The following is a 26,807-nucleotide window of genomic DNA, read 5'->3' on the forward strand; positions in this document are numbered from 1 at the left end:
ACCGTTGGGGGGCTGGAGATGTCGATGTTGATGTTGCTCGTACTCCTGGTGCTGCTGGGAAGTGTGGCAACGGTCGTCATCGTCGTGGTCGCGATGTCGGGGCGTAAGCCCGCCCAGCCCCCGTACCCGCCCGGCTACCCGCAGCAGCCCCATCCCCAGCAGCCCCACCCGCAGCAGTTCGCGCCGAACCAGGGTGCCCCGCTCCCGCAACAGCCTGGTCAGCAACCACGGCCACCCGATCAGTGGTGATCGTCGGCGACCTACGCCGAATGGCTGTTTACTAAGGCAACCGACCTCGTGGAGCTCCGGTCACCGCGTGATCCGAGCTGGCACTGTATGGCGGAACCCGATGAGGCCGAATTGCGTCAGATCGGGGACCAGGGGAGGCGAAGAATGGCTGGGTTCGGCGTACAGTCCGGCGATTTGACCAAGACGGCGGGGACGTACGAGGCCGAGGGAACACAACTCGTCCAGATGAAGTCCTCGGTCGTACCAGGCGTGGGGGCCGGGCAGGTCGGGCGCAAGTTCCAGGGTGTCGCCGCGCAGTACAAGACCTTCTTCGACCAGTTCGGCACGAGCCTCGAGAAGTTCGGCAAAGAGGCGACCGGCATCGCCACGCGCCTGAAGGACGTCGCCAAGACCTACGAGTCGAACGAGGCGCAGACCTCGAGTCAGTTCAAGGGGTAACGGGCCGTGGCGGATCAGAACGAGATCAAGAAGCTCCTCGACGACCCGAACGTCACGCCGGAGACCAAGAAGGAACTCGTCCGCGCCCTCGCCGGCGCCGGCGCTCCCCAGGAAGAGGTCGAGCGCTACGGCAAGGCCAACGGGGTGGACGTCCCGGACGACCCGAGCGTGGGCGATCACGTGGTGGGCGCGGTGCTCGCGCCGTTGACGCTGGGCTTCAGCGCGTCCAACAACGTCCGCAAGGAGATCGACCACGGCGCCTTCACGATGGAGGGCGAGGAGGCCGACAAGCTCGTCAAGAAGGCGGGCGAGGAGCGCGAGCTCGGCGCCACCCAGAAGGTGCTGAACGAGCAGGGCGACGTTCCGAACAGCAACACGCTGCTCGACGCCGGCGCCCCCGGTCTGCGGTTCTTCGAGAAGTTCATCCCGGTCTACGCCAAGGCCGCGCCGGCCTGCGGTCACCAGGGCGCCGCGCCGAACCTGCAGAGCGACATCTACCGCCGCTACGACGAGGTCCGCGACATCGACTTCGCGAAGTTCCGCGAAGACGCGCACAAGCTCACCGAGAACGTCAAGAAGGCCGAGAGCCACGACAACCAGCTGGGCACCGCGTGGAACGGGCTCGGCTCGTGGGAGGGCCCGGCGGCCGAGGCCGCTCGCGGCTACCACGACAAGTTCGCCACCACCGCGAAGACGTTCATCCAGAAGTCGGGCACGGGCCCCGGTGCGATCACCGGCGGCGTGACCAACATCCAGAAGCACGTCAAGGACTTCGCGCAGCAGATCCACGACCAGTACTCGGAGAAGTGCGGCGGCCTGTCCGTCGAGGAGGCCGAGACCGCGATCCGGCACGCGAACGGCGACCTCTACGAGAACGACGGCGGCATCCTCGACTGGATCGCCGGCGTTCCCGGCCCGATCTCGGGCGCCATCATGGGTGCCATCTGCGGTGGTGGCCTGCCCGGCGCGCTCGTCGGTCTCGGCTGGGGCACCTGGGTCGGCAACACCCGCGACAACATCATCAACGAGGCCAAGCAGAAGCTGAAGGCGCTCTGCGAGGAGTTCGACACCAAGAAGAAGGCGTTCGACGGCTACTGCGAGGCCGTGCAGGCCGGCGTCCAGGCCGACTACGACGCGATGTTCAAGGGCCTCACCTCCGCGTTCGGGGGCGACCCGTTCCAGCAGGTCGGCGACCCGCCGTCGTTCACCGAGACCGGTAACGGACGCCAGAACGTCAACAACGGCGGCGGTGGCGGCGGTTCCAACGGTGGTGGCGGCGGCGGTTCCAACGGGGGCGGGGGCGGCGGTACGCCGGAGATCCCGAAGCCGGAGAACCCGCTCGACAAGGACGGCGACGGCAAGCCCGACGTCCCCGGTGACACCGACGGCGACGGCAAGCCCGACGACCTCGACGGCGACGGCAAGCCGGACCAGCCCAAGCCGGAGGAAGAGCTCGAGAGCGTCACGGTCAAGGCCGGCGACAACACGATCACGGTCACGGAGCCCGACTCGAACGGGCACGTGAAGATGACGATCGACACGCCCAAGGGCGAGCCGAAGACCTACGACCTCGACTTCAGCAAGAACCCCGAGGCCGCCAAGGCCCTGATGGGCCAGAACGGCGAGCAGGCCATCACGAACATGGCCAACACGCTCACCGGTTCGGGCACGCCCCAGGCCACGGCGGCGCCCGGTGCCACTCCGGGAAGCACGCCGGCGCCCGGCGGCGGTGCCGCGCCCGGCACCGGACCGCTGGGTTCGGAGTCGAACCCGATCCCGGTCGAGGTCGGCGCCGACGGCAAGATCCACATCGAGCAGGACGGCGTCAACTTCACCGCCGAGGTCAACGCCGAGACCGGCGAGATCAACCTGACCGCGGACAACGGCGATGGCACGCCCGACCAGATCGGCGTGAGCTTCGGCGAGGACCCCAACCCCGCCGCGCAGACCCCTGACTCCACCACCGGTGAAGGCACCGAGGGCGGTCGCGGCGGTGGGGACGGCGCACGGCTCGAAGACGGCCTGCGCCTGCCCGAGTCGGAGTTCCCGCAGCCCGTGCCGGGCGAGGGCGGCTTCACGACGATGCCGGCCGAGGGCGAGTTCCAGCCGATGCCGGCCGAGGGCGGCGTCACCACGATGCCCGCCGAGGCCGAGTTCCAGCCGATGCCCGCGCCGGCCTCCGCAACCGACCAGCAGGTGTGGAACCCGCCCGGCCAGGACGGTCCCGGTCTGGGCGAGCGGTTCCAGGAGTCGATGGGCCGCAGCTACATCGAGGACAACGGCATCATGCCGCACGTCGGCGAGCAGCGGGTCGCCGCGGAAGGCCCGCTGTACGCGCAGAGCTCGGACAGCACGACGGCTTCCGGCGTCTCGTTCACCGGTGGTGGCAGCAGCAGCGGCGAGTCCGTGCTCGGCGGCTCGAACGCGGACAGCGTGTGGAGCAGCCCGAACGGCAGCGACAGCAGCGGTGGCTCGTTCGACACGAACACCTCCGAGGCCGGCCAGCCCGGCTCCGCGAACCTGCCGTCGATGCAGGACGCCCACGGCCAGGCGCCGACCGGTGCGTCGTCCGGCGGCATGATGGGCGGCGGGATGATGGGCGGCGGCATGGCCGGTGCCGGGGCCGGTGGTCAGCAGGGCGGCGACACCGAGCGGGGAGCCAGCCAGTGGCGCACCACGGGCACGTTGTTCGACGATGACAACAACAACCCGTTGAGCGCCATGCAGACCACGCTGGGCGACGACCGAGGGGAGGCCGCCAACCCATGGCGATGATCGGGGACGTGGACCCGCGGGTCCAGGCGCTGTACGACGACAACCTCGCCCGGACCCGCCGTGCCACCACCGAGGTCTCGGCCGAGCTCAAGGCCGGCCAGGACCGCGTCGCCGCGGCCGTCGAGGCACGCGAGGAAAAGCACAAGAGCGATCTCGCCGCGGCCCGCGACAGCGCCGAGACCCTGGGCAAGCAGGGCGAGAAGGCGCAGCCGCGCAAGCCGCAGTGGGAGCGTCCGGAACGCGGCACCGGCGAGCTCGCCTTCGGCCCGGAGGACGACGACGGCGGCTACCGGCCGCCGGTGTCCGCTCCGCCGCCCCCGCCACCGGTGGCACCTCCGGTCGCTCCGCCGCCGCCACCCGCCCGCCCGCGCCGCCCGGCGCCGGTGGACGACGATGACGACCTGAGCGGCCAGACCTGGCTCAGCTGAGCCAGGCCGCGAGACAACGTCGATGGGGGGAGCTTTCCTCAGCCTCAGGTTGAGGAAAGCTCCCCCCATCAACCTCGGTACCGGGACGGGCGTGGGCGCGTCAGCGCGTGCGCAGGGCTTCCCGCTGGAAGACGAGGCTCGCGTTCTTCAGGTCGCTGTCCAGCAGGGCGTCGTACGTCCGGTCGCCGGTCAGCACCCGCAGCATGAACGCGGTCACGAACGCGCGGCCGAGTTTGTGCGATCCCCGCTCGGAGTGCCCGTCGAGCATGAGTTCGCTCCAGTGCCTGCCCTCGGTGAACCCGAGGTGCGAGGCCTTGGGCAGCAGGCGCAGTTGCACGGGGCCGCCCCACGCGGACGCGATCGCCTCGGAGTGGCCGACCGGTGGCGCGATGCGGTCCTCGCCCGCCGCGAGGTGCAGTCCGGGCACGCGGACGGAACGTGCGGCGTCCAGTGCGGACGGGCGCGTCTCCGTTGCGGCCAAAGTCACAACGGCTCGGACGCGCTCGGACTCGGACGCCGCCAGCACGGCCGCGCCACCGCCCATCGAGTGCCCGGCGAGGGCCAGCCGGGACGGGTCCACGCTGATCTCGCCGGCGCCCAGCCGCACGCCGGTGCAGATGTCCAAAGTGGTCAGCAGGTTCGCCGCCAGCACCCGTGACGACAGCAGCGGCCCGCGCTCCACGGCCGGTGCCGCGGCGACCACGCCCCACGACGCCAGGTGCCGCAAAAGCCCGTGGTAGCGGCGAACGGGCTGCATCCAGCCGTGTCCGAACGCGAGGGCGGGCAGACCGAGGCCGGACCGGGGCGTGAAGATCACGCCCGGCAGGCCCACGAGCGCGAGGTCGCCGCGCAGCACGGGGTGCGGGCCGGGCCTGCTCAGCTGCTCAAGGGCCTGTTTCGCGGTCAGCGTGATCACGCGGCGAGCCATGCCGTGAACCGTAGTCGATCCTGTCGTGCGCACCACACCCAAGATTGGTCTACACCATACGCGCTGCTGACCTGCGCAAACCGAGCACGCTCGCTCATTAGGGTTGGGGGCGTGGTCTAGCTAGTCTGTTTTCCGTGTGCGGAATCGTGGGATACGTGGGTCACCAGGCGGCGCTCGACGTCGTGCTGGACGGGCTGAGGCGGCTCGAGTACCGGGGTTACGACTCGGCAGGCGTCGCGGTCGTGACGGGCGACGACCTCGCCGTCGAACGCAAGGCAGGTCGTCTGCAGAACCTGGAGACGAGGCTCGACGAGGTGGGCCGCGACAACTTCGCGGGCACCGTCGGCATGGGCCACACGCGGTGGGCGACGCACGGTGCGCCGATCGACCGCAACTCGCACCCGCACCGCGACGCGTCCAACCGCGTCGCCGTGGTGCACAACGGCATCATCGAGAACTTCCTCGCGCTGCGCGCCGAGCTCGAAGGCCTCGGCGTCGAGATGGCGTCCGACACCGACACCGAGACGGTCGCGCACCTCGTGGCGTTCGCGTACGCGGAGGGCGACACGAAGGGCGACCTGCCCGCCAGCGTGCGCAAGATCGCGCGCAGGCTCGAGGGCGCGTTCACCCTCGTGATCACGCACGCCGACGAGCCGGACCAGGTCGTCGCCGCGCGCCGCAACTCGCCCCTGGTCGTGGGTGTCGGTGAGAACGAGTACTTCGTCGCGAGCGACGTCGCCGCGTTCATCGCGCACACCCGCGAGGCCGTCGAACTGGGCCAGGACCAGATGGTCGTGCTGACCCGCGACGGGTACGAGGTCACCGACTTCGACGGCGAGCCGGCCGAGGCCAAGCCGTTCACGGTGAACTGGGACCTCAGCGCCGCCGAGAAGGGCGGCCACGAGTACTTCATGCTCAAGGAGATCGAGGAGCAGCCGGAGGCGCTGGCGAACACGCTGCGCGGCCACTTCGCGAACGGCCGGATCGTCCTCGACGAGCAGCGCCTGTCCGACCAGGACCTGCGCGACGTCGACAAGGTCTTCGTGATCGCCTGCGGCAGCGCGTACCACTCCGGTCTCGTCGCGAAGTACGCGATCGAGCACTGGACCCGCCTGCCCGTCGAGGTCGAGCTGGCCTCCGAGTTCCGCTACCGCGACCCGGTGCTCGACCGCGACACGCTCGTCGTCGCCGTGTCGCAGTCCGGCGAGACCGCGGACACGCTGGAGGCCGTGCGCCACGCCCGTGCGCAGAAGGCCCGCGTCCTGGCCGTCTGCAACACCAACGGCGCGCAGATCCCGCGTGAGTCCGACGCCGTGCTCTACACGCACGCCGGTCCGGAGATCGGTGTCGCGTCGACGAAGGCGTTCCTCGCCCAGATCGCCGCGAACTACCTCGTCGGCCTGGCCCTGGCGCAGGCGCGCGGCACCAAGTACCCGGACGAGGTCGCCCGCGAGTTCCACGAGCTGGAGGCCATGCCCGCCGCCGTGCAGCGCGTGCTCGGCACCGTCGAGCAGGTCCGCACGCTCGGTCGCGAGCTCGCCGACTCGAAGGCGGTGCTGTTCCTCGGCCGCCACGTCGGCTACCCGGTGGCACTGGAGGGCGCGCTCAAGCTCAAGGAGCTCGCCTACATGCACGCCGAGGGCTTCGCGGCCGGCGAGCTCAAGCACGGTCCGATCGCGCTGATCGAGAAGGACCTCCCGGTGGTCGTCGTGATGCCGTCGCCGAAGGGCCGTGCCGTCCTGCACTCGAAGCTGGTGTCGAACATCAGCGAGATCCAGGCCCGTGGCGCCCGCACGATCGTGATCGCCGAGGAGGGCGACGAGACCGTGCGCCCGTTCGCCGACCACCTGATCGAGATCCCGGCCGTCCCGACGCTGCTGCAGCCGCTCATCTCGACGGTGCCGCTGCAGGTGCTCGCGGCCGAGATCGCGCGCAGCCGCGGCTACGACGTGGACAAGCCTCGCAACCTGGCGAAGTCCGTTACCGTCGAGTGAGTGAGGGGCGTCTGGCACACCGAACGGGTCAAGGCCGCTGAGGAAGAGCTCATGGCGGTGGTTCCGCCGGGCTCGCTGATGCGCAAGGCCGCGTTCGGTGTGGCCACCCACGCCCTCAGGCTGCTGCGGGGCCGCCGCCGGGTGACGTTGCTCGTGGGTGCGGGCAACAACGGCGGCGACGCCCTGTGGGCCGGGTACTTCCTGCGCCGCCGCGGGGTCGCGGTGTCCGCCGTGCTGCTGAACCCGGCGAAGGCGCACGCTGAGGGCCTCCGGGCCTTCCGCCGGGCCGGTGGCCGGATCGTCTCCGAGGTGGGCACTCCTGACCTCGTCATCGACGGCATCGTCGGCCTTTCCGCGCGCGGTCCCCTGCGTCCGGACGCGGCCGCTCTGGTCGCAGGCGTGCGGGCACCGATCCTCGCGGTGGACCTGCCGTCCGGCATCGACCCGGACACCGGCGAGATCACCGGGCCGCACGTCCAGGCCCACACCACCGTCACGTTCGGCTGCCTGAAGCCGGTGCACGCGCTGGCCGACTGCGGCGAGGTGCACCTGGTCGACATCGGACTGCGCCCGGCCGATCCCGACTTCGTGCTGCTGGACCGCTCCGACATCGCCTGGCCGGTGCCGGGCCCGTCCGACGACAAGTACACCCAGGGCGTCACGGGGGTGGCGGCCGGCAGCGCGACCTATCCGGGCGCCGCCGTGCTGTCCACCGGCGCAGCCGTGCTCGCCACCTCGGGCATGGTCCGTTACGCCGGGCCTGCCGCCGACGCCATCCGCGCGCGCTGGCCCGAGACGATCTGCACCGGCTCGATCACCGACGCGGGACGCGTCCAGGCGTGGGTCGTCGGTCCCGGCATGGGCACCGGCAGCTCCTCCGCCGAGGTCCTGCGGTTCGTGCTGGACGCGAACGTGCCGGTGATCGCCGACGCGGACGCCATCACGTTGCTGGCCCAGCACCCCGAGCTGTGGGACGCCCGCGACCCCGACTCCGCGCTGGTGCTGACCCCGCACGACCGCGAGTTCGAACGGCTGGCCGGCCCGGTGGGCCAGGACCGCGTCGCCGCGGCCAGGAAAGCCGCCCAGCGGTTCGACGCCGTGGTGCTGCTCAAGGGGCATCGCACCGTCGTGGCGGCGCCGGACGGACGGGCACTGGTCAACTCGGCCACGTCGTCGTGGCCCGCGACGGCGGGGTCCGGGGACGTGCTCTCCGGCATCATCGGCGCGCTGCTGGCGAGCGGGCTGGACCCGTTCCTGGCCGCCGGCTACGCGGCCTACCTGCACGTTCTGGCCGCTGAACTGGGCGCCGCCGGTGCGCCGGTGCCCGCGTCCGGTCTGATGGAGGCGATCCCCACTGCGATCAGGGCACTACGCCTGGCCTGAGCGCTCGCTCACACCTGATGAGCTGCGAACCCATGGCACCATGAACAGGTTATGGCCCGTTCAGAAGTTGTCGTCGACCTCGGCGCGCTGCGGCACAACGTCGCGCTGCTCGCCGCCCTTGCCCCGTCCGCGGAGACGATGGCCGTCGTCAAGGCGGACGGCTACGGCCACGGCGCGGTGGAGGTCGCCCGCGCGGCACTGGAAGCCGGTGCCACCTGGCTCGGTTCGTGCTCCACGCAGGAGGCACTGGCGCTCAGGGCGGCCGGCCTGCGGGCACCGATCCTGGCCTGGCTCGACGCCCCGGACGAGGACCTGGCCGCCGGTCTCGCGGCCGACGTCGACATGTCCGTGGCGTCGCTGTCCGACCTGCGCCGCGTCGAGCGGGCGGCACAGGAGGCCGACGCCCGCCCGCGACTGCACCTGAAGATCGACACCGGCCTGAGCCGCAACGGCTGCCAGCCCCAGGACTGGCCCGAGCTCGTGGAAGCCGCGAAGAAGCACGAGGTCGTGGCCATCTGGTCGCACCTCGCGTCCGCGGACGAGATCGGCGATCCGTCCATCGACCTGCAGGCCAAGAGGTTCGACGACGCCTACGAGGTGGCCAGGGCCCACGGGCTCGACCCGATGCGGCACATCGCGAACTCCGCCGCCCTGCTGACCAGGCCCGACCTGCACTTCGACCTCGTGCGGCCCGGCATCGCGATCTACGGGCTGAACCCGGTGCCGACCGGCCACGACCTCAGGCCGGTCATGAGCTACCGCTCGCACGTGGCGCTCACGAAACGTATCCCCGCGGGCGAGTCCGTCTCCTACGGGATGACATGGACAGCGCGGACCGACACGACGCTGGCGCTGGTGCCGGCGGGGTATGCGGACGGTGTCCCGAGGGCGCTCTCCGGCCGGATGGAGGTGCTCCTGGAGGGGAAGCGCCGCCCGGTGGTCGGTCGTGTCTGCATGGACCAGATCGTCGTGGACTGCGGCGACGACGAGATCGCGGAGGGTGCGCAGGTCGTCCTGTTCGGCGACGGCAGCCGGGGGGAGCCGACGGCGACGGAGTGGGCGGAGCTGACCGGGACGATCGACTACGAGATCGTCTGCGGGATGTACCGGCCGCGGGTGCGGAGGATCTACACGTGAAGCCGGTGTGGAAGGTCGTCGGATGGGTTGGTGGCGCGCTCGGTGCCGCCGTGGCCGGTGCCGCCGTGGCGCAGACCGCGAAGGTGTCGCACGAGCGGAAGACCGCGTCCGACAGCCTCGCCGACGAGCCGTTGGGCACGCTGCGGCCCGATCGCGAGTCGACCGTGGCGGCGGAGGACGGCGTGCCGATCTCCGTCGAGGAGGTCGACCCCGCCGACGGCGGCGAGCCGGACATCACCGTCGTGCTCGTGCACGGGTTCGCGCTGGACCGCCGGTGTTTCCACTTCCAGCGCCGCGACCTCGCCGAGCTGTTCGACCCGCGCGTCCACCAGGTGATCTACGACCAGCGCAGCCACGGCCGGTCCGGCCGGTCCACCGCCGAGGCCAGCACGATCGACCAGCTCGCACTCGACCTCGACTCGGTGATCCGCTCGGTGGCACCGGAGGGACCGCTGGTGCTCGTCGGCCACTCCATGGGCGGCATGACGATCATGGCGCTGGCCGAGAAGCAGCCGGAGCTGTTCTCCGAACGGGTGCGCGGCGTCGCGTTGATCGGCACGGCCGCCGGTGCCGTGGGTGGCGCGGGACTGCCGAAGTCCGTGCTGTCGCGGTACAACCCCGTGACGCTCGGCGTCGGCCGGCTCGCCGGTGTGCAGCCCGGTCTCGTCGAGTGGGTTCGCAAGAGCGCGAAAAGTCTTACCTGGAGCGGAATCCGGACGCTGGCGTTCGGCGACCGCAAGGTGTCTCCGTCCCTTGTGGACCTGATGGAGCAGATGATCAACGGAACGACGGTGAAGGTGCTCACCGAGTTCCTGGAGACCCTGGGCACCCACGACCGCTACAAGGCGCTCGCCGGGTTGCGGCACTGCGAGGTGCTGATCCTGAGTGGTGACGCGGACAAACTCACCCCGTTCTCGCACGCCGAGCGGATGGCCGAGGAGATGCCGCACGCCACCCTCGTCCGGGCCCCCGGTGCCGGGCACATGGTGATGATGGAGCAGGCTGATCTGGTCAACGACCACCTGGTCGCGCTCGTCGAACGCTGCGCGGCCGATCGCGGAGAGAGCCGGAAGAAGTGGTGGCGCCGAGCGTGAAGACCGTCGAACTGCCCCTGGTGACCGACACCGAGGAGTTCGGCCGCAAACTGGGTGAACTCGTGCGGGCGGGCGACCTGTTGCTGCTCGCGGGCCCGTTGGGGGCGGGGAAGACGGCGCTGGTGCGCGGGCTCGCGCGCGGCCTCGGCGTGCAGGGCCGGGTGTCCTCGCCGACGTTCGTCGTCGCCCGCGTCCACGAGCCGGCCGAGGACGGGCGAGGCGTGCGGCTGGTGCACGTCGACGCGTACCGGCTCGGGGGTCACCTGGACGAGCTGGACGACCTCGACCTGGACACGGACCTGGTCGACGCCGTGGTCGCCGTCGAATGGGGCGAGGGCGTCGCGGAACGCCTCAGCGAGGACCATCTGCTGATCCGCCTCGAACGCGGAGCCGACGACGTTCGCACGGCCCAGTTGATCCCGCACGGCGAGTGGGCTGCTCGTACCCTGCCGGTGTGACCCCGGGTCGGCGTCGTGAAGTCCATTAAGGACGATGCGCGGCGAGCCGATGAGACTTCCATGATCGAGAAGGCGCTCTTCGCGGCCGTCGGTGGTGCCCTGCTCGCCGTGGCCGCGTTCTCTTCCGCCGACGGCATCCAGGTCGCCGACCACCTCTGCGCCGCGCCGTGGCAGTGGAACGGTCCGCTGTCGTTGCTGCACGAGAGCTACGTGCCCGGCTACGCCGTGTGTGACGGCGACCGTGCCGGTGGTGGGTCGGACATCAGCGTGCTGGACGCCGCGTGCGCCGCGCCGTGGCAGTGGAACGGCCCGCTGGAGATCTACACGGCCGACCACTCGGCGTCCTGCGACCACTCGGTCGAGTGAACCTGGATCCAGGGCCGGGCGCGTGCCGGACGGACGCCTCGGAAGTGTGGGTCCGGACACGTACTACCCTGGACAATCGTGCTAGTGCTCGCCGTCGACACGGCCACCCCCGCAGTCACCGCCGGTGTGGTCGAACTCGCGCCCGACTCCCCGCCGCGCCTGCTCGCGAAGCGGGTGACGCTCAACGCCAAGGCGCACGGCGAGCTGCTCACCCCGCACATCAGCGCCTCGCTCGAAGAGGCCGGCAAGACCTTCGCCGACCTCGACGCGATCGTCGTCGGCGCGGGTCCCGGGCCGTTCACGGGCCTGCGGGTCGGCCTCGCGACCGCCGCCGCGCTCGGCCAGGCGCTCAACCGCCCGGTCTACCCGGTCGCCACCACCGACGCCATCGCCAGGGACGCCGCCAGCGGCCACCCGCTGCTCGTCGCGACCGACGCGCGGCGCAAGGAGGTCTACTGGGCCGCCTACGACGCCGCCGGCCGCCGCACCGACGGCCCGCACGTCGAGCGCCCGCAGGACCTCGCCGAGAAGCTGCCGGCCATGGGCGTGCGCCAGGCCACCGGTGAGGGCGCCGAGATCTACCGGGAGATCCTCGGTCTCGAGCTCCTGAGCGCGAAGCACCCGAGCCCGGAGGGCCTGGTCGCCGCCGCGGCCGCCGAGGTGCTCGCCAAGGCCCGCCCGGCCGCGCTCACCCCGCTCTACCTGCGCCGCCCGGACGCCGTGGAGCCCACCGGGCGCAAGCGGGTGACCAGGGCATGACCACCGGCACCGTCGCGCTCGCGCCGCTGCGGCACGCCGACGTGCCGAGGTGCCACGAGATCGAGCTGGCCTTGTTCCCCGGCGACGACCCGTGGAGCGAGAACGCGTTCCGCAGCGAGCTCGACAACGGCAACTACTACATCGGCGCGTACGTGGACGACGAGCTCATCGGGTACGCCGGGCTCGCCGCCTCGGAGTACGAGGCCAGCGTGCACACGATCGCCGTCATCATGCACTGGCAGGGCAGGGGCGTCGGCAAGATGCTGCTGGGGGACCTGCTGGCCCGCGTCGACGAGATCAACGTGCCGGTCTACCTCGAGGTCCGCACGGACAACGAGCCCGCTATCGCTCTCTACCTGGCGCACGGCTTCGAGCACCTCGGCCTGCGCCGCCGCTACTACCAGCCGTCGGGTGCCGACGCGTACACGATGGGAAGGCCTGCTCAACGTGTCTGACCGTTTGATTCTCGGCATCGAGAGCTCGTGCGACGAGACGGGCTTCGGCATCGTCCGGCTCGGTCCGGACGGCTCCCTCGAACTGCTCGCCGACGAGGTCGCCTCCAGCGTCGAGGAGCACGCCCGCTTCGGCGGCGTCGTGCCGGAGGTCGCCTCGCGCGCCCACCTCGAAGCGCTGGTCCCGACCCTGCGCCGGGCCCTCGACACCGCGAAGGTCGAGCTGTCCCAGATCCACTCCATCGCCGTCACCGCCGGGCCGGGTCTCGCCGGCGCGCTGCTGGTCGGCGTGTCCGCCGCGAAGGCGTACGCGGCCGCGCTCGGCAAGCCGCTCTACGGCGTGAACCACCTGGCGGGCCACGTCGCCGCGGACACGTTGCAGCACGGCCCGTTGCCGCGACGCTGCCTCGCGCTGCTGGTTTCCGGCGGTCACTCGCAGCTGCTGCTCGTCGAGGGCGGCCTGGCGAACTCGATCACCGAGATCGGGTCCACCGTGGACGACGCGGCCGGCGAGGCGTACGACAAGGTCGCCCGGCTGCTCGACCTGCCGTACCCCGGCGGCCCGCCCATCGACAAGCTCGCCAAGCAGGGCAACGGGTGCGCGATCGCGTTCCCGCGCGGCCTGACGGGTCCGCGCGACGCGAAGTACGACTTCTCGTTCTCCGGCCTGAAGACCTCGGTCGCCCGCTGGGTCGAGCGCGCCGAACGGGCCGGCGAGGAGATCCCGCTGGCCGACGTCGCCGCGTCGTTCCAGGAGGCCGTAGCGGACGTGCTGACCGCCAAGGCGATCCGTGCCGCGAAGGACCTGGACGTCGGCACGCTGGTGATCTCCGGCGGCGTCGCGGCGAACTCGCGCCTGAGCGGTCTCGCCGCCGAGCGCTGCGCCGAGGCGGGCATCGAACTGCGCGTGCCGAGGCCACGGCTGTGCACCGACAACGGCGCGATGATCGCGGCGCTCGGTGCCCACCTGGTGGCGGCGGGCGCGAAGCCGTCGCCGATGGACATCTCGACCACGCCGGGCCTCCCGGTCAGCACGGTCCAGATCCTCTAGATCCGGTTGAGCCCGGGGTTCCGGTCTTCGACGACGAAGCTCGCCTTCGTGGTCACCTGAGCTCCGGGCTTCGTCACGTAGTCCAGGCCGCGGAAGTCCGTGCGCAGCTCATCGGGCGTGAACCTGGTGAGCGTGTAACCGCGCCGATTGTTGAAGTACTTCACGTGCGGGTTCTCGCGCAGCCACGACGGTGTCTCGGCGTACTCCTCCGACCCGTCACCACCGGCCGTGATCGACGTGGTCACCAGTTCGGTCGCGAGGGTCTTCGACGACGGGTCGTTCCACCGTTGCTTGACCTCCGCGCCCCACGCCGCGTGCACGTCCCCGGTCAGCACGACCGGGTTCCGCACGTCGGCGAACCGCGCCACCACCCGGTCGCGGTCGGCGACGTAGCCGTCCCAGGCGTCGAGCAGGAACTTGTCGACCTCGCCGGGGATGTAGTCGTACTGCGAGAAGAAGACCTGCTGCCCGAGCACGTCCCATCGGGCCTTCGAGCCGCGGAAGCCGTCGAACAGCCACTCCTCCTGCGCGGCGCCGAGCATCGTGCGTTCGGGAGCGAGCCGGTCCGGGCAGAGCTGCAGGCCGTCGCCGCAGGCCTGGTCGGTCCGGTACTGGCGGGTGTCGAGCAGGTGGAACGTGGCCAGCGAACCCCACCCGATCCGCCGGTACAGCCTTGGTGACCTGCGCAGTGGCATGTTCTCGTAGAACGCCTGGATCGCCGCGGCCCGGCGGGCGGGGAAGTCCGGCTGCGGCTGGTCGGGCAGCAGGCCCGCCCAGTTGTTGTCGATCTCGTGGTCGTCCCAGACCACCGCCCACGGCGCCACGGCGTGCGCGGCCTGCAGGTCGGGGTCGGTCTTGTACTGCGCCTGCCGCCGCCGGTAGTCCCCGAGCGCCACGGTGGTCGGGCCCTCGACGTGGCGGACGTTGCCGCTCGGCGCGACGTGGATCCCGCTCTCGTACTCGTAGGTGTAGTCGCCGAGGTGCAGCACCAGGTCGGGCTCGTCCTCCGCGAGCCTGCGATAGGCCGTGAAGTAACCGTGCTCGTACTGCGCGCACGACGCGAAGGCCATCGTGAGCGGCACCTGCAACACGCCCGGAGGAGGCGCTGTGCGCGTGCGACCCGTCCGAGAGAGGTGGTTGAGGGCCCTGAAACGGTAGAAGTACTCGCGGCCCGGCTCCAGCCCGACGAGCTCCACGTGGACGCTGTGGCCCTCCTCGGGTCGAGCCGTGGTGGAGCCGCGCCGCACGATCCGGGTGAACCGCTCGTCGTCGGCGACCTGCCACTCGACCTCGACCGGACGCGCCGGCATGCCTCCCCGGCCGTCCTCGGCGAGCGGCCGCACGGCCAGCCGCGTCCACAACACCACTCCGTCGGGTGCCGGGTCCCCCGAGGCCACACCGAGTGTGAAAGGGTCGCCCGGACGGGCCGACGCCGCGGCCGTGAACGCTGTGACTCCGGCCACGCCCGCGAGCAGCAGCGTTCGGCGCGTCAACGAGGACATGCCCTGAATACGGCTCCGGACGGGTGAGCGGTTCGGCCCCCCTCGTTGAAGCGTTGGCACTCTCATGGGTAGAGTGCCAACTGCACGGCACCAGCACCGCCCCGACCCCCGCGACGGCGGGGTGGCAGGAGCCGTTAATTCGAACCTGCCAACGACCCGTGGAGGTCATCCCGGTGAGCGTGAACATCAAGCCGCTCGAGGACAAGATCGTCGTTCAGGCCTCTGAGGCCGAGACGACCACTGCCTCCGGCCTCGTGATCCCGGACACCGCGAAGGAGAAGCCCCAGGAGGGCAAGGTCCTCGCGGTGGGCCCCGGCCGCATCGACGACAAGGGCAACCGCGTCCCGCTGGACGTGGCTGTCGGCGACGTCGTCATCTACTCGAAGTACGGCGGCACCGAGGTCAAGTACAACGGCGAGGAGTACCTCATCCTCTCCGCTCGCGACGTGCTGGCCGTCGTCAACTAACGACTGCGGCTGTCATGCCTGACGCCCCGGCGCCCCATCCGGGGCTTCCGGGGCGTTTCGCTACTCAGAGAGGCTTTCAGTAATGCCCAAGCAGATCAGCTTCGACGAGGACGCTCGTCGGGCGCTTGAGCGCGGCGTGAACAAGCTCGCGGACACGGTCAAGGTCACCCTTGGCCCGCGCGGGCGCCACGTCGTGCTCGACAAGAAGTTCGGTGGCCCGACGGTCACCAACGACGGTGTCACCATCGCTCGCGAGATCGAGCTGGACGACCCGTTCGAGAACCTCGGCGCTCAGCTCGCCAAGTCGGTCGCCACCAAGACCAACGACGTCGCGGGTGACGGCACCACCACCGCCACCGTGCTGGCGCAGGCGCTGGTCAAGGAAGGCCTGCGCAACATCGCCGCGGGTGCGAACCCGACCGCGCTCGGCCGTGGCATCCAGGCCGCCTCCGACGCCGTCGTGGACGCGCTCAAGGCCAAGGCCACCCCGGTCAAGGGCCGCGAGAACATCGCGCAGGTCGGCACGGTCTCGTCGCGTGACGAGTCCATCGGCGCCCTGCTCGGCGAGGCCATCGAGCGCGTCGGCGAGGACGGTGTCATCACCGTCGAGGAGTCGTCGACCCTCGCGACCGAGCTCGTGATCACCGAGGGCGTGCAGTTCGACAAGGGCTACGTGTCGACGCACTTCTCGACCGACCTCGAGGCGCAGGAGGCCGTCTACGAAGACGTCCGCATCCTGCTGCACCGCGAGAAGATCTCGGCGCTGGCCGACGTCCTCCCGATCCTCGAGAAGGTCGCGGAGTCCGGCAAGCCGCTGCTGATCATCGCCGAGGACGTCGAGGGCGAGGCCCTGTCCACGCTGGTGGTCAACGCCGTCCGCAAGACCCTGAAGGTCGTCGCCGTGAAGGCGCCGTTCTTCGGCGACCGCCGCAAGGCGTTCCTGGACGACCTCGCGGTCGTCACCGGTGGCGAGGTGATCTCCTCGGAGATCGGCCTGAAGCTGTCCGAGACCACGCTCGAGCAGCTGGGTTCCGCCCGCCGCGTCGTCGTGACCAAGGACGACACCACGATCGTGGACGGCGGCGGCACCAAGGCCGACATCGCCGGCCGCGCGGAGCAGCTGCGCCGCGAGATCGAGGCCACGGACTCCGACTGGGACCGCGAGAAGCTCCAGGAGCGCCTCGCGAAGCTCTCCGGCGGCATCGCCGTGATCAAGGTCGGCGCCGCCACCGAGACCGAGCTCAAGGAGCGCAAGCACCGCATCGAGGACGCGGTCGCCGCTACCAAGGCCGCGGTCGAGGAGGGCATCGTCCCCGGCGGTGGCTCCGCTCTCGTGCACGGCGCCAAGGTGCTCGACGGCGGCCTCGGCCTGTCCGGTGACGAGGCCACGGGTGTCGCGCTCGTCGCGAAGGCCCTGTCCGCGCCGCTGTTCTGGATCGCCGCGAACGCGGGCCTCGAAGGCGCCGTCGTGGTGAACAAGGTCCGCGAGGGCGAGTGGGGCTTCGGCATCAACGCCGCCAAGCTGGAGTTCGGTGACCTGCTCGAGCAGGGCATCATCGACCCGGTGAAGGTCACGCGGTCCGCCGTGGCGAACGCCGCCTCGATCGCGCGCATGGTGCTCACGACCGAGAGCGCCATCGTCGAGAAGAAGGCCGAAGAGCCCGCTTCTGCCGGTGGCCACGGCCACGGGCATGGCCACGGCCACTGAAATTTCTGCCGCTGCTCCGCAGACGGCGGCGAGTTCGCCGGGAAGCCGGTCGTCCGGCCGACTCGCTCACGCCGAAATGGGCTTCGCCGATTTCGGCGTGAGCGGGTGACCGGACGACCGGCGCGAACTCGCGAAGCTCGGCCGCGCGCAGACGTCCAGCCCGCGGCTCGTGAGAACGAACGAAACGGGCGGCACCTCCGGGTGCCGCCCGTTTGTTTTTAAACGATCGCCAATTGGCGCTTTCTCGCCTTGATGATGCTGTCGCGCTCGGATTCCGAGAGCCCGCCCCAGATTCCGTACGGTTCCTGCACCGCCAGCGCGTGTTTGCGGCACAACTCCAGCACCGGGCAGGCGAGGCAGACAGCCTTGGCGCGAGCCTCCCGCCGTGCTCTCGCCGGACCCCGTTCGCCGTCGGGGTGGAAGAAGAACGCACTGTCCATGCCCCGGCACGAACCGCGCATCTGCCAGTCCCACAGATCTGCGTTGGGACCGGGGAGCCTTCGGGTGTCCGCCATCGAGACCGCCTCCGTGACGACTGCTCCATTCGGCTTAACGATGATCCACCGTAGAACCGCGTCAAAACTTGTTCAAGAGGCTGAAGACCCAAATCAACTGATGGGTGACGGCACGCGTGTTCGATCACTCACCGCCCGGAGTTGCCGCCCGGATGAGGTGAACGGAACATGGCTCCCGTGATGACACCGCCGGAGCACAGATCTGCCGGTGGTCACACGAGTGAGCCCCTTCTCTCAGTGGCCGCGGTGGCCAGGCGACTCGGCGTGGCTCCCGCCACCCTCCGCACCTGGGACCGCCGCTACGGACTCGGTCCGAGCGGCCACACCGTGGGGCGGCACCGGAAATACGGGCCACTGGATGTCGCCCGGCTCGAATTGATGCAGCGCGCTCTTCTTCGTGGCGCGTCATCGGCGGAGGCGGCCCGTTTCGCGCTGGACTCGAAATCGTCGATGACCCACGGCGAGGTGCCTGTCGCCCCATCGGGTGGTGGTGGACGGGGCCTGAAAATGCCTGGAGCGTCTCAACTGGCGCGTGGGCTCGGCCGGGCGGCGGTCGCCATGGACTCGATCACCGTGCAGGGGATGCTCGCCGACTCGCTGGCGTCCGACGGGGTGATCGCCACGTGGAACGAGGTGGTGCGCCCGGTGATGACGGCCGTCGCCGCGCGGTGGCAGCTGACCGGGACCGGTGTCGAGGTGGAGCACCTGTTGAACGAGTGCGTGCTCGCCGCGTTCGTGCGCGCGACACCGCTCGTCACTCTCGGGCGCAACCATCGGCCGGTGCTGCTGGCGTGCATGCCGGAGGAGCGGCACACCCTTCCCCTCTATCCGCTGGCCGCCGAGTTGGCGCATCGCGGCATCGTCGTCCGGCAGTTGGGCGCGGCGTTGCCGATGGCCGCGCTGGCCGCCGCCGTGCGCCGCACCGCTCCCTCGGCGGTGGTGCTGTGGGCGCAGCTGCCCCGGTACGCCGATCCCGGCGTGATCTCCGCGCTGCCGCGCACCCGCCAGCAGGTGCGGGTGTTCGTCGGCGGGCCGGGGTGGCGGCGCGGGGTGGTCACCGCGCCGGCCGAGCGGGTGGAGGACCTCGCCGCCGCCGTGGCCGCCGTCGAGTCCGCCGTCACCTGACAGACTCCTGCCTCGTGTTCGAAGAGGAACTGCGCCGGGCCGCGTTCGGTGACTCGCCCGGCCGCGACGTCTGGGCCGCGGTGTCCGCTTCGAGCGCTCGGGCCCGGTGGCTCGCGGCCGTGGTGCTCGGCGGGCAGGGGCATTACGCGGCGGCGGCCACGGTGCTGGACACGCTCCGGCACGATCCCGACCCGGTGATCGCTTCGCTGTCCCTCTCCACGCGTGCCTCGCACCACCGTCAGTTGGGAGCGCACGCGCTGGCGCGCGCACTCGACGGTGCGGCGCTCGCGCGCGTTCAGGCCGTGGGTGAGGACGACCCCGACGGGATCGACGCGTCGGGTGCCCGGACGGACGCCCTGTTGGGTCTCGCCGCCGATTCGCTCGGTGCGCAACGCCTCGGTGAGGCCCGCAGGTTGCTCGCACGAGTTGAGACGCGCTCGTGGCGGAGCGAGGTCCGGCGGGGGTGGGTCACCGCGGAGATCGAGCTCGCCTCCGGCAGGGCGGAGGCGGCGGTGGCTCCCGCCGAGGCGGCGTATGGCATGGCGACGAGGAAAAAGGCGCTGCGGTACGAGCTCAAGTCGGCACTGGTGCTGGGCACCTCGTTGGCCGTGTGGGGGACACCCGACGGCCTGATGCGAGGCGTTGAACTAGTCGAGTGTGAGCTAAATCACAGTGCCGAGAAGGGCCTTCATCCGTTGATCTGGCCGAGCGCTCTCGTCCTGGCGGGCCATGCCCCCACGGTGGGCGCAACCGCCATCGACCGGGCGACGGAGGCTCTGAGCTGCGTGTTACGCAGAGCTGATCCCGCCAGCCGACAGGTCGCCCTTGATTCCCCATGGGTGCCGAGTGGGCTGCTCCGTTCCGGGGAACCCCCGAACGCAGACCCTCAGACGAACTTCTTGACGGATTAAGCACCGGATCGTGTCAAGGTCGGGCCTCCAGCGTCCGATAGGGGAGATGGAACGTCACTCGGCTGCAGGAAAGGAGTCCCCGTGACCACGGTCCTTATTTGCGACGACCGGCGCAGTGTGCGGGAGGGTCTCACCCGCGTGATGTCGGCTGTCCCCGGGGTTAGCCGCATCGACTGCGTAGCGCACGGTGACGAGTTGTTGGCTCGCTTTTCAAGGCAGCCGGTCGACGTCGTCCTGGTGGGAACCCAGCGCGCCGTACCGACCGGGGTTGAAGCAACCCGTCGGCTCGTCTCCGCGAATCCGCAGGCAAACGTCATCGTCTTCGGAGCACCCGACGACGCCGGGAGCATCGCCGCGGCGATCGCCGGCGGTGCACGCGGCTACCTGAGGTGGGACGCCTCGCGTCCCGAGCTTGTGGCAGCCCTCGCGCACACGCTCGCCAGCACCTCGGTACCGGCGCCTCGTCAGCCCTCCGACCCCGGCGTGCAGCTCACGGAGCGTGAGCTCCAGGTGCTGCGCGGCATGAGCCAGGGCAAGAGCAACGGCCAGATCGGCCGCGAGCTCTACCTGTCGGAGGACACGGTGAAGACGCACGCGCGTCGTCTCTTCCGTAAGCTCGGTGTTCGCGACCGCGCCCAGGCGGTAGCCCACGGCTTCCGGCGAGGCCTCGTCCAGTAAGTCGCTCTCGCCGCACCGGCCCCGCGTCCTCATATGTCGCATGTGGGGAAGCGGGGCCGGTGGCATGAGGCGGCTCGCCCGTGCGACCGGTGGTTCTCCGGGTCGCGTGTTTGGTCCAGCCCGGTGACAATGTCGCCGGGCTGCACCCGTTCGGGCGTGTCGGCTGGTCACGCGGGGTGTCCATACCCCACCGATGAACACGGGCCTGAAGACCGGTACGGTGAGGCCTGCTGCAACGAGTCGCTGAGCGTGACTCGCGCTGTTCCATGTCGGTACGCCAACAAGTAACACCAGGGCTGTTGTCTGCGATGACCAACTTGGGGGACGGACTGGACGCCGAAGTGGGCGCGGCCGTCGACGGCGACCGCCAGGCGATCGAACGCCTGCTGGCCTCCATTCGTCCTCTGGTAGTGCGGTACTGCCGCGCCCGAGTTGGCAGGCAGGAGCGAAGCTTCGCTTCGGCGGACGATGTGGCCCAGGAGGTGTGTCTCGCGGTGCTCACGGCATTGCCCAGCTACCGCGATCAGGGTCGGCCCTTCCTCGCGTTCGTCTACGGGATCGCGGCGCACAAGGTTGCCGACGCACATCGGTCTGCCGCCAGGAACCGCTCCGAGCCCGTTCCCGAAGTTCCCGACGCGCCGGAGACCGAAGCTGGTCCGGAGCAGCGGGCGATGCAGGGCGAACTCTCCGGCCGGATGGCGGTCCTGCTGCGTGTCCTGCCGGAGAAGCAGCGGGAGATCCTGCTGTTGAGGGTGGTGGTCGGACTTTCCGCCGAGGAAACTGCCGAGGCGGTCGGTTCGACGCCGGGTGCGGTCCGCGTGGCGCAACACCGCGCACTTGCCCGGCTCCGCAAGTCGCTGGCAGCGGAGGAGGTGGTCTGAGTGGCCGACGAACACGGAAAGGACGACGAGGAAGTGCGCGGAAAGGACGATAGAACCCCGCACGAACCCGTCGCCGACGATCTTTCGGCTGTACAGGCCGATGACAGGCTGCTGGACGCGCTGGGGTCCGCGACACCGGGTGCGGCCGGCTCCTTGGTCGACGACGAGCTGAACGCGTTGCTGCTCGCATGGCGCAACGAGGTGGAGACGGCGCCCTTCGGCGAACTCGTCGACACCGACACCGCCATCGCCACGATCCAGGCCGCCCGCCCGCAGCCGGTGAGCAGGCAGCGTTTCCTGATCCCGCTGGCGACCGCCGCCGCGGTCCTGGCGATCGCCTTCACCGGCATGAGCCTCGTGGCCCGCGACGCCCAGCCGGGTGATGCTCTCTGGGGCCTGACGCAGGTGCTCTACTCCGAGCACGCGAAGTCGATCGAGGCAGCGGCCATCATCAACACCGACCTGGACGCGGCCCGCCTGGCGCTGCGCGAGGGCAAGGTCAACGAGGCCCGCGAGAAGCTCGACAAGGTCGAGGCCAGCCTCGGCTCGGTGTCGACCGCGGACGGCAAGGCGCAGCTCGAGGAGAAGCACAAGGAGCTCGAGAAGGAGCTCGACACGAACACCTCGGTGACGTCGCCGCCCTCGACGACCACGTCGGCGCCGAAGCCGACCCCGTCGTCGAAGCCCCCGACGTCGTCCTCGGTGCCGACCTCCCAGCCCACCACGACCCAGCCGTCGCCGTCGAGCACCTCGGAGACTCCGCCGCCGCCCACCTCGAACGGCGCGGAGAACCCGCCGCCGCCGCCCGTCGAGCCGGGCTCGCAGACGCCGGGGTCCACCGGGGTCAACGGTGAGAGCGCCGGGGAGACCGGGTCGAACTGAGGCCGGGCTCCAACTGAGACGCAGTGTGAACGGCCCCTGAACCTTCGAGGTCAGGGGCCGTTCACATGCTCGGGTGTTCACACGTCAGGTGGAATGTGACCGGCCTGGACGCTCCCGAGGTTGTTTTCCTCGCGACTCGAGGTCTGGCCCACGGTCAGCGGGCCGATTCGGTGGCCGTGACGCCGTCCGCGTAGCCGCGGCAGTACTCCCAGCTCACATAGGCACCCGGATCCGGGTCGAAGGCGGGCTCGTGGGGACGCATCCGGCCGTCGGCGAGGAGCTGTTCGAGTGAGGCTCGCAACAGTGCCCAGTCGTGGTAGTGCGGTTCCTCGCACTCGCCGCAGTCCACGACGATGCCTCTGACACCGCGGTGTTCCAGGAGGGCCTGGTAGACGGCGAGGTCGCTCAGGTCGCTGACCAGCTCCGTCCGTTCGTCGTCGTCCATCGGGGGATGGTCGTGGTCGGGCTCGCCCAGGGAGCGCGCGGGGTCCTCTGGGTCGCCTTCGAAGGGGTCTGGTGGCAACGCGTCGTGCGGCACGACCCCGCACGGTACCCGCCGTACCCCTGTGGGCGTCCAGATACCATGGGCATCACCGCCTCCGCCTGCGGAAACTGGACACGCAGGTCCCCAAAAGGGCAGGCAGAGCGCAGACCGCACCACGGAAGGCATGTCACCCGCTATGACCAGCGAGCTCAACACGGCGCTCCCGGCCGAAGTCCCGCAGAAGTTCGCCATGCTGGGGCTGACCTTCGACGACGTGCTCCTGCTGCCTGCCGAGTCGGACGTCGTGCCCAGCGGCGTCGACACGAGCACCAGGATCTCGCGCAACATCACGCTCAAGATTCCGCTGGCCAGCGCCGCGATGGACACGGTCACCGAGGGCCGGATGGCGATCTCGATGGCGCGTCAGGGCGGCATCGGCGTGCTGCACCGCAACCTGAGCATCGAGGACCAGGCCAGGCAGGCCGAGACCGTGAAGCGGTCCGAGGCCGGCATGGTCACCGACCCGGTCACCTGCTCGCCCGACGCCACGCTGGCCGAGGTCGACGCGCTGTGCGCCCGGTACCGCATCTCCGGTGTGCCGGTGACCGACGCGAACAACAAGCTGGTGGGCATCATCACGAACCGCGACATGCGGTTCGAGCTCGACCACAGCAAGCGTGTGAGCGAGGTCATGACCAACGGCCCGCTGGTCACCGCGCAGGTCGGCGTGTCGGCCGAGGCCGCGCTGGGGCTGCTGCGCCGCCACAAGGTCGAGAAGCTGCCGATCGTCGACGGTGACGGCAAGCTCAAGGGTCTGATCACGGTCAAGGACTTCGTGAAGACCGAGCAGTACCCGAACGCCACCAAGGACCCGGACGGCCGCCTGCTGTGCGCCGCCGCCGTGGGTGTGGGCGAGGACTCGTTCGTGCGCGCGATGACGCTGGCCGAGGCGGGTGTCGACGTGCTGATGGTCGACACGGCGCACGGGCACTCGCGCGGCGTGCTGGAGATGGTCGCCCGCATCAAGAAGGAGCTCGGCGACTCGGCGGACGTCGTCGGCGGCAACGTCGCGACGCGGGCCGGTGCCCAGGCGCTCGTGGACGCGGGTGCGGACGGCGTGAAGGTCGGTGTCGGTCCCGGCTCGATCTGCACCACCCGTGTCGTCGCCGGTGTCGGTGTGCCGCAGATCTCCGCGATCTACGAGGCCTCGCTCGCCTGCACGCCCGCCGGTGTGCCGGTGATCGGTGACGGCGGCATCCAGTACTCCGGCGACATCGCCAAGGCCATCGCGGCCGGCGCGTCCGCCGTGATGCTCGGTTCGTTGCTCGCGGGCACCCAGGAGGCGCCCGGCGACCTGATCCTGGTCAACGGCAAGCAGTTCAAGACCTACCGCGGCATGGGCTCGCTGGCCGCGATGCAGTCCCGTGGCGAGAACAAGTCGTTCTCGAAGGACCGCTACTTCCAGGACGACGTGCTCAACGAGGACAAGCTCGTCCCCGAGGGCATCGAGGGCCGCACGCCGTTCCGCGGCCCGTTGTCGCAGGTCGTGCACCAGCTCAACGGCGGCCTGCGGGCGGCGATGGGCTACACGGGTTCCCGCACGATCGCCGAGCTGCAGAACCAGCAGCTCGTCCGCATCACCGCGGCGGGCCTGAAGGAAAGCCACCCGCACGACATCACGATGACCGTCGAGGCCCCGAACTACACCACCCGTTAGGGTGCTGCGGGCCGTTGGGCTCGCTCAGGGCGACGTGTGTCCGTGGAAAGCGCGGACCACGGTCGCTCGCCGTGTTTTCTCTGGGGGCGGCCCCCAGACCCCCGGACGAAGGAGAACCACAGGTGCGCGATCTGGTCGAGATCGGCATGGGCCGGACCGCGAGGCGGGCCTACGAGCTGGACGACATCGAGATCATCCCGTCGCGTCGGACGAGGTCGTCGAAGGACGTCTCCACGACGTGGCAGATCGATGCCTACCGCTTCGACATCCCGCTGATCACCCACCCGACCGACGCCATCGTGTCGCCGGGCACGGCGGTCGCGGTCGGCGAGCTCGGTGGCCTCGGCGTGCTCAACGCAGAAGGCCTCTGGGCGCGGCACGGTGACGTCGACGAGGCGCTGTTCCGCCTGGTCCAGGCGACCGAGGACAGCGACGACCCGGCGGCGGCCGTGAAGGTGCTGCAGGAGCTGCACGCGGCTCCGCTGCGGATGGACCTGGTCGCCGAGGCGATCAAGCAGGTCCGCGAGTCGGGCGTCACGGTCGCGGCCCGCGTCAGCCCGCAGCGCGCCGCCGAGCTGACCCCGGACCTGCTGGCCGCGGGCGTCGAGATCCTGGTCGTGCAGGGCACGATCATCTCGGCCGAGCACGTGTCGCGCGACGGCGAGCCGCTGAACCTGAAGTCGTTCATCGCGGACCTCGACGTCCCGGTCATCGCCGGCGGTGTCGGCGACTACCGCACCGCCATGCACCTGATGCGCACCGGCGCGGCGGGCGTGATCGTCGGCTACGGCTACACGCCCGGCGTCACCACGACCGACTCGGTCCTGGGCATCGGCGTGCCGATGGCCACCGCGATCGCCGACGCCGCGGCCGCGCGCCGCGACTACCTCGACGAGACCGGCGGCCGCTACGTGCACGTCATCGCCGACGGCGGCGTCACGACCTCGGGCGACGTGGCGAAGTCCATCGCCTGCGGTGCCGACGCCGTGATGCTGGGCGAACCGCTGGCCGCCGCGACCGAGGCACCGGGCCAGGGCCTGTACTGGACGGCCGCCTCCGCGCACCCGTCGGTGCCGCGCAGCCTCGTCGCCGAGGCGGTGGACCAGGAGCTCGACCTGCGCAAGCTGCTGTTCGGCCCGTCCGCCGACCCGCGCGGCGTGACGAACCTGTTCGGCGCGCTGAGGCGCGCCATGGCCAAGACCGGCTACTCCGACCTCAAGGAGTTCCAGAAGGTCGGCCTGACGATCCGCGGCTGAGCTCTGATCGCCGAGAAGGGCGCGTTCCCTTGCGGGGACGCGCCCTTCCGCGTGCCGCGGTTGGCCGTCCGGACGCGGAACCGGGTGCAACGCGCAGGCCGGACAGGACGTTGGACGGATATGAGTGACTGGCTGGACTTCCTCGGCTCGGACAGCGACGAGGCGGTGACGCGCAACCGGCAGAGGTTCGCGGCTGCGTCCGATGCCGCCGAGCTGGCCGCCGACCGGCTTGAGTCCAGGGCGGAGAAGCGGAAGAAGCGCACGTCAGCGTGGTGGTACGCCGGCGTGGCCCTGGCCGCGGTCGCCGTGGGGTTCATCGCGTACGCGATCTACGCCGAACTCGCGTACCTCGCCTGACCGCGGCAGCTGGTTTTGCAACCGAACGACGCGCCGTGCGTCCAACTGAGCGTGGAACTGGATGCCTTGTTCGGCGACAGCAGTGTGGACACGATCGACCCCGATACCGACATTGACCCCGACGAGCCGCGCGCCGACGAGGACGCGCCGGAGGCGGACGGCATCGGCTGGAAGGCCCTGGTCCTGTTCATCTGTGGGGGGCTGGTGATCACGGCTCTGGTCGTGGCGTTCATGGTGTGGGTGATCGAGGGCTTGGTCCTGTGACCAGGACGTGCGCCGCTCCGGCGCCCTCATAACCTGTCCACATGACCGCTCGTCGCCAGGCTCAGGAGCTGACCGTCACCGAAGCCACCAAGCGTGGTGTCGCCGGTCTGATCGCTGATGTCGAGCATGATGGCCCGGTGGTCGTCACTCGGCACGGCCGCGCGGTCGCCGCGGTCGTGCCCATGAGTCGGTTGCGCGAGATCGACGAAGCGTCCGCCGATCTGAGGGATCTCGCGCTCGTACTTGCGCGTTCGGCGGTGGGTTCAGGACGTCGCACGTCCTTCGACGATGTGCTGGCCGCCTTCGGGCACACCCGTGAGCTCGATGGCTGACGTGCTGTTCATCGACGCGGCGATCGACGACCTGCGTCGCCTCAGGACTGGCTCGCGCAGCGGCTCGTGCACGCCGCCGGAGTTCCTCCGGAGCAGGTCGCGGCACTGAGCCTGGAGCAGGCGGTCGACCTCTGGACCGCTTTCACGACCGCGTCTCGCCCGTCTGAACCGATCGGGGACTAGGCGTTACCGGAAGTAACGCCTACTCTCCGGTTC

General features: G+C 70.4%; 29 protein-coding genes and 1 pseudogene. 26 read left to right on the top strand and 4 right to left on the bottom strand.

The features are described from left to right. The first annotated feature begins 24 nt into the window (after positions 1-24). The 4 genes from ACRSBM_RS43585 to ACRSBM_RS43600 all read left to right on the top strand — a co-directional run bounded on the left by ACRSBM_RS43585 (position 25) and on the right by ACRSBM_RS43600 (position 3,890). A complete protein-coding gene (locus tag ACRSBM_RS43585; RefSeq protein WP_434452861.1) occupies positions 25-249 on the top strand; it encodes a hypothetical protein in 225 nt (74 codons plus the stop codon). A gap of 174 nt (positions 250-423) precedes the next feature. Further along, positions 424-687: a hypothetical protein gene (locus ACRSBM_RS43590; protein ID WP_434452863.1), complete on the top strand. Its 264-nt coding sequence runs from the start codon at positions 424-426 to the stop codon at positions 685-687. A 6-nt stretch (positions 688-693) separates the two neighbouring features. Beyond that, positions 694-3,462 (top strand): hypothetical protein, encoded by a 2,769-nt coding sequence (locus ACRSBM_RS43595; RefSeq protein WP_434452865.1) that lies wholly within the window; start codon positions 694-696, stop codon positions 3,460-3,462. After that, positions 3,453-3,890 carry a hypothetical protein gene (locus ACRSBM_RS43600; protein WP_434452867.1) on the top strand — a complete coding sequence of 146 codons (438 nt, stop codon included), beginning with the start codon at positions 3,453-3,455 and terminating at the stop codon, positions 3,888-3,890. Before ACRSBM_RS43595 ends, ACRSBM_RS43600 begins: the two co-directional genes overlap by 10 nt. A 100-nt stretch (positions 3,891-3,990) precedes the next feature. Here ACRSBM_RS43600 and ACRSBM_RS43605 read toward each other — a convergent pair whose 3' ends face one another. Continuing rightward, entirely contained in the window at positions 3,991-4,818 is an 828-nt protein-coding gene (locus ACRSBM_RS43605) for a dienelactone hydrolase family protein (protein ID WP_434452869.1), read from the bottom strand. A 134-nt stretch (positions 4,819-4,952) separates the two neighbouring features. Between ACRSBM_RS43605 and glmS the strand changes: the two genes are divergently transcribed. From glmS to tsaD, 9 genes are all read left to right on the top strand, one after another. After that, positions 4,953-6,812 carry a glutamine--fructose-6-phosphate transaminase (isomerizing) gene (glmS, locus tag ACRSBM_RS43610; protein WP_434452870.1) on the top strand — a complete coding sequence of 620 codons (1,860 nt, stop codon included), beginning with the start codon at positions 4,953-4,955 and terminating at the stop codon, positions 6,810-6,812. Further along, complete coding sequence (locus ACRSBM_RS43615; RefSeq protein ID WP_434452871.1) at positions 6,813-8,195, top strand: NAD(P)H-hydrate dehydratase; 1,383 nt, start codon at positions 6,813-6,815, stop codon at positions 8,193-8,195. A gap of 51 nt (positions 8,196-8,246) precedes the next feature. Next, positions 8,247-9,332 carry an alanine racemase gene (alr, locus tag ACRSBM_RS43620; protein ID WP_434452872.1) on the top strand — a complete coding sequence of 362 codons (1,086 nt, stop codon included), beginning with the start codon at positions 8,247-8,249 and terminating at the stop codon, positions 9,330-9,332. Next, on the top strand, positions 9,329-10,426 hold the full coding sequence (locus ACRSBM_RS43625; RefSeq protein ID WP_434452873.1) for an alpha/beta fold hydrolase: 1,098 nt from the start codon (positions 9,329-9,331) through the stop codon (positions 10,424-10,426). The genes alr and ACRSBM_RS43625 overlap by 4 nt, the downstream gene beginning before the upstream one ends. Further along, positions 10,423-10,884 (top strand): tRNA (adenosine(37)-N6)-threonylcarbamoyltransferase complex ATPase subunit type 1 TsaE, encoded by a 462-nt coding sequence (gene tsaE / locus ACRSBM_RS43630; protein ID WP_434452874.1) that lies wholly within the window; start codon positions 10,423-10,425, stop codon positions 10,882-10,884. The genes ACRSBM_RS43625 and tsaE overlap by 4 nt, the downstream gene beginning before the upstream one ends. 60 nt (positions 10,885-10,944) lie before the next feature. Further along, complete coding sequence (locus tag ACRSBM_RS43635) at positions 10,945-11,250, top strand: hypothetical protein (RefSeq protein WP_434452876.1); 306 nt, start codon at positions 10,945-10,947, stop codon at positions 11,248-11,250. A 78-nt stretch (positions 11,251-11,328) separates the two neighbouring features. Next, a complete protein-coding gene (gene tsaB, locus ACRSBM_RS43640; protein WP_434452877.1) occupies positions 11,329-12,009 on the top strand; it encodes a tRNA (adenosine(37)-N6)-threonylcarbamoyltransferase complex dimerization subunit type 1 TsaB in 681 nt (226 codons plus the stop codon). Then, positions 12,006-12,464 (top strand): ribosomal protein S18-alanine N-acetyltransferase, encoded by a 459-nt coding sequence (gene rimI, locus ACRSBM_RS43645; RefSeq protein ID WP_434452879.1) that lies wholly within the window; start codon positions 12,006-12,008, stop codon positions 12,462-12,464. Before tsaB ends, rimI begins: the two co-directional genes overlap by 4 nt. Beyond that, positions 12,457-13,512, top strand: a complete 1,056-nt coding sequence (tsaD, locus tag ACRSBM_RS43650) for a tRNA (adenosine(37)-N6)-threonylcarbamoyltransferase complex transferase subunit TsaD (RefSeq protein ID WP_434452881.1) — start codon at positions 12,457-12,459, stop codon at positions 13,510-13,512. The genes rimI and tsaD overlap by 8 nt, the downstream gene beginning before the upstream one ends. Here tsaD and ACRSBM_RS43655 read toward each other — a convergent pair. After that, the gene (locus ACRSBM_RS43655) at positions 13,509-15,014 is read right to left on the bottom strand and encodes an alkaline phosphatase D family protein (RefSeq protein ID WP_434452882.1); all 1,506 of its coding nucleotides are present in this window, start codon (positions 15,012-15,014) and stop codon (positions 13,509-13,511) included. The genes tsaD and ACRSBM_RS43655 overlap by 4 nt on opposite strands. Positions 15,015-15,187: 173 nt before the next feature. Here ACRSBM_RS43655 and groES point away from each other — a divergent pair, with 173 nt between their 5' ends. Continuing rightward, entirely contained in the window at positions 15,188-15,481 is a 294-nt protein-coding gene (groES, locus tag ACRSBM_RS43660) for a co-chaperone GroES (protein WP_030478362.1), read from the top strand. 82 nt (positions 15,482-15,563) lie between these two features. Beyond that, complete coding sequence (gene groL, locus ACRSBM_RS43665) at positions 15,564-17,189, top strand: chaperonin GroEL (protein WP_434452884.1); 1,626 nt, start codon at positions 15,564-15,566, stop codon at positions 17,187-17,189. A gap of 218 nt (positions 17,190-17,407) precedes the next feature. Here groL and ACRSBM_RS43670 read toward each other — a convergent pair whose 3' ends face one another. Next, positions 17,408-17,704 (bottom strand): WhiB family transcriptional regulator, encoded by a 297-nt coding sequence (locus ACRSBM_RS43670; protein WP_434452886.1) that lies wholly within the window; start codon positions 17,702-17,704, stop codon positions 17,408-17,410. A gap of 180 nt (positions 17,705-17,884) precedes the next feature. Between ACRSBM_RS43670 and ACRSBM_RS43675 the strand changes: the two are divergent. The 6 genes and pseudogenes from ACRSBM_RS43675 to ACRSBM_RS43700 form a co-directional block, all read left to right on the top strand. Further along, positions 17,885-18,118, top strand: a pseudogene (locus tag ACRSBM_RS43675) (MerR family transcriptional regulator); the annotation flags it as partial. Between the two features lie 93 nt (positions 18,119-18,211). Next, the gene (locus tag ACRSBM_RS43680; protein ID WP_434453553.1) at positions 18,212-18,829 is read left to right on the top strand and encodes a hypothetical protein; all 618 of its coding nucleotides are present in this window, start codon (positions 18,212-18,214) and stop codon (positions 18,827-18,829) included. Between the two features lie 14 nt (positions 18,830-18,843). Then, positions 18,844-19,740 (top strand): hypothetical protein, encoded by an 897-nt coding sequence (locus tag ACRSBM_RS43685; protein ID WP_434452887.1) that lies wholly within the window; start codon positions 18,844-18,846, stop codon positions 19,738-19,740. A gap of 81 nt (positions 19,741-19,821) precedes the next feature. After that, complete coding sequence (locus ACRSBM_RS43690) at positions 19,822-20,418, top strand: response regulator transcription factor (protein ID WP_030471988.1); 597 nt, start codon at positions 19,822-19,824, stop codon at positions 20,416-20,418. Between the two features lie 308 nt (positions 20,419-20,726). Beyond that, positions 20,727-21,299, top strand: a complete 573-nt coding sequence (locus ACRSBM_RS43695) for a sigma-70 family RNA polymerase sigma factor (protein ID WP_030478366.1) — start codon at positions 20,727-20,729, stop codon at positions 21,297-21,299. Further along, on the top strand, positions 21,300-22,181 hold the full coding sequence (locus ACRSBM_RS43700; RefSeq protein ID WP_434452889.1) for an anti-sigma-D factor RsdA: 882 nt from the start codon (positions 21,300-21,302) through the stop codon (positions 22,179-22,181). It abuts the gene before it with no gap. Positions 22,182-22,335: 154 nt separating this feature from the next. Here ACRSBM_RS43700 and ACRSBM_RS43705 read toward each other — a convergent pair whose 3' ends face one another. Beyond that, complete coding sequence (locus ACRSBM_RS43705) at positions 22,336-22,719, bottom strand: DUF5319 domain-containing protein (RefSeq protein WP_434452890.1); 384 nt, start codon at positions 22,717-22,719, stop codon at positions 22,336-22,338. Positions 22,720-22,861: 142 nt separating this feature from the next. On the opposite strand from ACRSBM_RS43705, the gene guaB reads away from it, so the two are divergent. The 5 genes from guaB to ACRSBM_RS43730 all read left to right on the top strand — a co-directional run bounded on the left by guaB (position 22,862) and on the right by ACRSBM_RS43730 (position 26,591). Further along, positions 22,862-24,382 carry an IMP dehydrogenase gene (gene guaB, locus ACRSBM_RS43710; protein ID WP_434453498.1) on the top strand — a complete coding sequence of 507 codons (1,521 nt, stop codon included), beginning with the start codon at positions 22,862-22,864 and terminating at the stop codon, positions 24,380-24,382. Between the two features lie 122 nt (positions 24,383-24,504). Next, positions 24,505-25,638, top strand: coding sequence for a GuaB3 family IMP dehydrogenase-related protein (locus tag ACRSBM_RS43715; protein ID WP_434452891.1), 1,134 nt, complete (start codon positions 24,505-24,507; stop codon positions 25,636-25,638). Positions 25,639-25,758: 120 nt separating this feature from the next. Continuing rightward, positions 25,759-25,995 carry a hypothetical protein gene (locus ACRSBM_RS43720; protein WP_434452893.1) on the top strand — a complete coding sequence of 79 codons (237 nt, stop codon included), beginning with the start codon at positions 25,759-25,761 and terminating at the stop codon, positions 25,993-25,995. Between the two features lie 51 nt (positions 25,996-26,046). Beyond that, positions 26,047-26,259: a hypothetical protein gene (locus tag ACRSBM_RS43725; RefSeq protein WP_434452895.1), complete on the top strand. Its 213-nt coding sequence runs from the start codon at positions 26,047-26,049 to the stop codon at positions 26,257-26,259. A gap of 41 nt (positions 26,260-26,300) precedes the next feature. Continuing rightward, positions 26,301-26,591 carry a type II toxin-antitoxin system Phd/YefM family antitoxin gene (locus ACRSBM_RS43730; protein WP_434452897.1) on the top strand — a complete coding sequence of 97 codons (291 nt, stop codon included), beginning with the start codon at positions 26,301-26,303 and terminating at the stop codon, positions 26,589-26,591. The last annotated feature ends 216 nt before the right edge of the window (positions 26,592-26,807 follow it).

This window comes from Lentzea xerophila (assembly GCF_051094245.1).
Taxonomy (GTDB): domain Bacteria; phylum Actinomycetota; class Actinomycetes; order Mycobacteriales; family Pseudonocardiaceae; genus Lentzea; species Lentzea xerophila.

Excerpts from the sequence above, each read along its gene's own strand:
- ACRSBM_RS43585 (WP_434452861.1), top strand. The coding sequence starts at position 25 with ATGTTGATGTTGCTCGTACTCCTGGTGCTGCTGGGAAGTGTGGCAACG.
- ACRSBM_RS43600 (WP_434452867.1), top strand. The coding sequence starts at position 3,453 with ATGGCGATGATCGGGGACGTGGACCCGCGGGTCCAGGCGCTGTACGAC.
- ACRSBM_RS43605 (WP_434452869.1), bottom strand. The coding sequence starts at position 4,818 with ATGGCTCGCCGCGTGATCACGCTGACCGCGAAACAGGCCCTTGAGCAG.
- alr (WP_434452872.1), top strand. The coding sequence starts at position 8,247 with ATGGCCCGTTCAGAAGTTGTCGTCGACCTCGGCGCGCTGCGGCACAAC.
- ACRSBM_RS43635 (WP_434452876.1), top strand. The coding sequence starts at position 10,945 with ATGATCGAGAAGGCGCTCTTCGCGGCCGTCGGTGGTGCCCTGCTCGCC.
- rimI (WP_434452879.1), top strand. The coding sequence starts at position 12,006 with ATGACCACCGGCACCGTCGCGCTCGCGCCGCTGCGGCACGCCGACGTG.
- ACRSBM_RS43655 (WP_434452882.1), bottom strand. The coding sequence starts at position 15,014 with ATGTCCTCGTTGACGCGCCGAACGCTGCTGCTCGCGGGCGTGGCCGGA.
- groL (WP_434452884.1), top strand. The coding sequence starts at position 15,564 with ATGCCCAAGCAGATCAGCTTCGACGAGGACGCTCGTCGGGCGCTTGAG.
- ACRSBM_RS43670 (WP_434452886.1), bottom strand. The coding sequence starts at position 17,704 with ATGGCGGACACCCGAAGGCTCCCCGGTCCCAACGCAGATCTGTGGGAC.
- ACRSBM_RS43680 (WP_434453553.1), top strand. The coding sequence starts at position 18,212 with ATGCCTGGAGCGTCTCAACTGGCGCGTGGGCTCGGCCGGGCGGCGGTC.
- ACRSBM_RS43695 (WP_030478366.1), top strand. The coding sequence starts at position 20,727 with ATGACCAACTTGGGGGACGGACTGGACGCCGAAGTGGGCGCGGCCGTC.
- guaB (WP_434453498.1), top strand. The coding sequence starts at position 22,862 with ATGACCAGCGAGCTCAACACGGCGCTCCCGGCCGAAGTCCCGCAGAAG.
- ACRSBM_RS43720 (WP_434452893.1), top strand. The coding sequence starts at position 25,759 with ATGAGTGACTGGCTGGACTTCCTCGGCTCGGACAGCGACGAGGCGGTG.
- ACRSBM_RS43730 (WP_434452897.1), top strand. The coding sequence starts at position 26,301 with ATGACCGCTCGTCGCCAGGCTCAGGAGCTGACCGTCACCGAAGCCACC.